Origin of the sequence: Gemmatimonas sp. (genome assembly GCF_044345575.1) — a bacterium.
In the GTDB taxonomy this organism is placed as follows: Bacteria; Gemmatimonadota; Gemmatimonadetes; order Gemmatimonadales; family Gemmatimonadaceae; genus Gemmatimonas.
In genome coordinates, this window is the sequence record NZ_JBIJAW010000360.1 from 1 (window position 1) to 3,278 (window position 3,278).

Sequence of the window (3,278 nt, forward strand, 5' to 3'; positions counted from 1 at the left end):
CGCGGCGGTGGCCACCTCCAGCAACACCTCGAGGCGCAGCTGGCCGTGCGGAATGTCCGTCGCGGCGGGGAGTCCCTGCGCCGACACGGCGGCCAGCGCGGCGCCGAACGAATCAAAGGCCCGGTCGGACGGGAGCGCCGCACGCACCGCGATCACCCGCGGGGCTCCGAGTTCAGCGCCACCGTCGCGCAGGGCGATGGCGTCGGCCACCCAGAGTTGCGCGGCATCGCGCAGGTAGGGCGCGGCGCGCGACACATCCAGCGCATCGTTGGCGAGCACGGGAAAATCCACATCGCGCACCGCATCCATGGGGATCTGCACGAGCAGACGCACCCGGTCTGCGACCGGCGCGACGTACGCCCGCACACCCACGTGGCGTGGAATCTCGTGAGCCAGCACAGCGCGTGCGGGGAGCATGGATGCCACCCACATCGCGATCACCGACAGAAAGCGACCGATGCGCAACGATTCTCTGGACAGGGGAGTTACGGCGGGTACCTTCAGCACGTCGGCCATGACCGGCCCGACGCAGGCGTCACCGTCTCCCTCCCACGGTGCGCGGCTGCACGAAGGCTTCCAGAAATTACCACCGGTGCGCGGGTTGTACACCGTCCCGCCACGATCCCCTGCCCCCTTCGGAGTACGCGATGCCGAAGTTCCGCCCCGCGACACGTTGGACCGTGCTCGCCGTTTCCCTCGCCGCCCTCGGTGCCGCTCAGGCATCGCTGCAGGCCGACGACCGTCAGACGGTGCAGGCCCCGAAATTCGAGGTCGATCCGCTCTGGCCCAAGCCGCTTCCCAACCACTGGATCCTCGGGTCGGTGATCGGCGTGGGTGTGGACAGCCGCGACCACGTGTTCATCATTCACCGCGGTGATTCCACGCTCAACCAGCGCACGGAAGCCGGCGCCAACGCCACCCCGCCCATCGGGGAGTGCTGCCGTTCGGCCCCGCCCATTCTCGAGTTCGACCCCGCCGGTAACCTCGTGAAGGCGTGGGGCGGCGCCGGTTCGGGCTACGACTGGCCCTCGTCGAACCACGGCGTGGCCATCGATGACAAGGACAACGTGTGGATCGGCGGCAATGGCGCCACGGATTCGCACATCCTCAAGTTCAGCCACGACGGCAAGTTCCTCGCCCAGTATGGCACACCCAAGCAGGCGGCGAACAGCAACGACACCTCGCACTTCGGACGCGTGGCCAAGATCACGTTCGACGCCAAGGCCGGCGAGGCCTACGTGGCCGACGGGTACGGCAACAAGCGTATCGCGGTGATCGACGCGAGCAGCGGCCGCATCAAGCGCTACTGGGGGGCCTACGGCAACAAGCCCGATGACGCCCGCATGCCTCCGTACGACCCCTCGGCGCCGTTGGCCCAGCAGTTCCGGAACCCGGTGCACTGTGCCGAACCCACGAGCGACGGGCTCGTGTATGTCTGTGACCGTCCGAACGACCGTATCCAGGTGTTCCAGAAGGACGGCAAGTTCGTGAAGGAAGTGCGCGTGGCCAAGGAAACCCGCGGCGACGGTTCGGTGTGGGACATCGCGTTCTCGCGTGACCCGCAGCAGAAGTACCTCTACCTCGCCGACGGCAAGAACGAGCGCGTGTACGTGATGGACCGCCAGTCGCTCGAGATTCTCACCTGGTTCGGTGACGGCGGCCGTCAGCCCGGGCAGTTCTTCGCCGTGCACAGCATTGCCACCGATTCGAAGGGCAACGTGTACACCACGGAAACCTACGAAGGCAAGCGCGTGCAGAAGTTCCGCTACAAGGGCATCGGCGCCGTCCCGCGCGGCAGCCAGGGCGTGGTGTGGCCGACGGGGAAGTAGTTTCAGCGAACACTGAGAGCTGAAGACCGAAGACTGAAAACTCCCCCGGGAATCTCGCGATCCCGGGGGAGTTTTCAGCTTTCAGTCTTCGGTCTTCAGTCGATCGAATTCCTCTGGAAACGATTACTGCGGAATCACACCCTGGCACTCGATCTCCACCTTGGCGCCGGGCACGACGAGCGCGGCGATCACGACGGTGGAGCGGGCCGGCGGGTTGCTGGGGAAGAACTTGGTATACGCGCCGTTCATCCCCTGGAAGTCCTTCACGTCGGTGAGGAACACCGTGCACTTGGTGGCTGCCGCCGCGAGCGTGGTGCCGGCGGCCTTGAACACCTTCTCGGTGCTTTCGAGCGCCCGCGTGGTCTGACCGGCGATGGTCGTATCGGTGGGGCTCGTACCGAGCTGCCCCGACGCCCACAGCAGGTTACCCACCCGAATCCCCGGGCTCAGCGTGGCCGAAATACGCTGCCCCTCGCCCACCACCGTCTGACGTCCCGCCGCCTGTGCCTGCGCCGACGATGCCGACGAAAGCGCGAGAACGGAGAAGAGGGCGGCCATGGGCGCGAAAGCCGTGGAACGACGCGTCGAATGCATTACGTTTCCTCCAGAAGCAGTGGGTTTCAGTGACACTCAGGGAGACGGCCCAATATGCCGATGTTCGACTTCGTCTGCACCTCCTGCCAGCATCCCTTCGAGACGCTGGTCCGTGGCTCGGCGCAGCCGGCTTGCCCCGAATGCGGGAGCACCGCGCTCGAAAAGCAGCTGTCGCTCCCGGCTCTCAAGACCTCAGGCACGCACGCCAAGGCGATGGATGCCGCCAAGCGCCGGGACAAGGCGCAAGGTGCCGAGCGGATGCATGCCCAGCGACAGTACGAGTTGAGCCACGACGACTGACCGCGCGGCTGACTCCAGCCCCTGTGGAAACGAAAAGCCCGCGCTGGTATGGCGCGGGCTTCGTCGTTCACGGGCTCAGCAGCTCTTGCACTTGTTGCTGTTCTTCGCGCCGAGCTTCACCAGCAGATCCACGGTTTCGAGGAAGGGGGGAATGCGCTGCACCGGCCCGTTCGCCATGTCCGCCGTCGTCTGGCCTCGGCGGCTCATGGCCTTCACATCGGTCCCCTTGCTCATCAGGTACTGAATGAGCTCGTTGTCCCCACGCGCCGCCGCGTGGTGCAACGGATTGTAGCCGTTGTGATCACGCGCATTGGGATCGGCCTTGATCTCCTCGAGCAGGTACTTCACCGCCGGGATCCACGCGTCGGGCGCGTGGCGATGCGAGTTGGCGGCGAACCCTTCGCCGTAGCCCACGCCCGATGCGGCGTGGATGGGATAGACACCGGGGCCGCCATCCGGGATGGGCGGCAACCCTGAGGGATCCGCTCCCCCCGCCCCGCCCTCCTCGGGCGCTTCGTCACCGGGCAGACGCCCCACCGGCTTGATGGTGGGAAT

General features: G+C 66.4%; 5 protein-coding genes. 2 read left to right on the forward strand and 3 right to left on the reverse strand.

The features are described 5' to 3' along the window. Window positions 1-516: hypothetical protein (locus ACIQ6O_RS15105; RefSeq protein ID WP_396208606.1), on the reverse strand; the 516-nt coding region annotated here is incomplete at its 3' end. 131 nt (window positions 517-647) lie between these two features. Here ACIQ6O_RS15105 and ACIQ6O_RS15110 point away from each other — a divergent pair. Next, window positions 648-1,829, forward strand: coding sequence for a hypothetical protein (locus ACIQ6O_RS15110; RefSeq protein ID WP_396208607.1), 1,182 nt, complete (start codon window positions 648-650; stop codon window positions 1,827-1,829). A gap of 123 nt (window positions 1,830-1,952) precedes the next feature. Here the strand turns inward: ACIQ6O_RS15110 and ACIQ6O_RS15115 are convergent, their stop codons facing one another. Next, a complete protein-coding gene (locus ACIQ6O_RS15115) occupies window positions 1,953-2,423 on the reverse strand; it encodes a RidA family protein (RefSeq protein ID WP_396208608.1) in 471 nt (156 codons plus the stop codon). A 54-nt stretch (window positions 2,424-2,477) separates the two neighbouring features. On the opposite strand from ACIQ6O_RS15115, the gene ACIQ6O_RS15120 reads away from it, so the two are divergent. Continuing rightward, the gene (locus ACIQ6O_RS15120) at window positions 2,478-2,723 is read left to right on the forward strand and encodes a zinc ribbon domain-containing protein (protein ID WP_396208609.1); all 246 of its coding nucleotides are present in this window, start codon (window positions 2,478-2,480) and stop codon (window positions 2,721-2,723) included. A 75-nt stretch (window positions 2,724-2,798) separates the two neighbouring features. Here the strand turns inward: ACIQ6O_RS15120 and ACIQ6O_RS15125 are convergent. Beyond that, a partial coding sequence (locus ACIQ6O_RS15125) for an ankyrin repeat domain-containing protein (protein ID WP_396208610.1) occupies window positions 2,799-3,278 on the reverse strand: 480 nt, incomplete at its 5' end.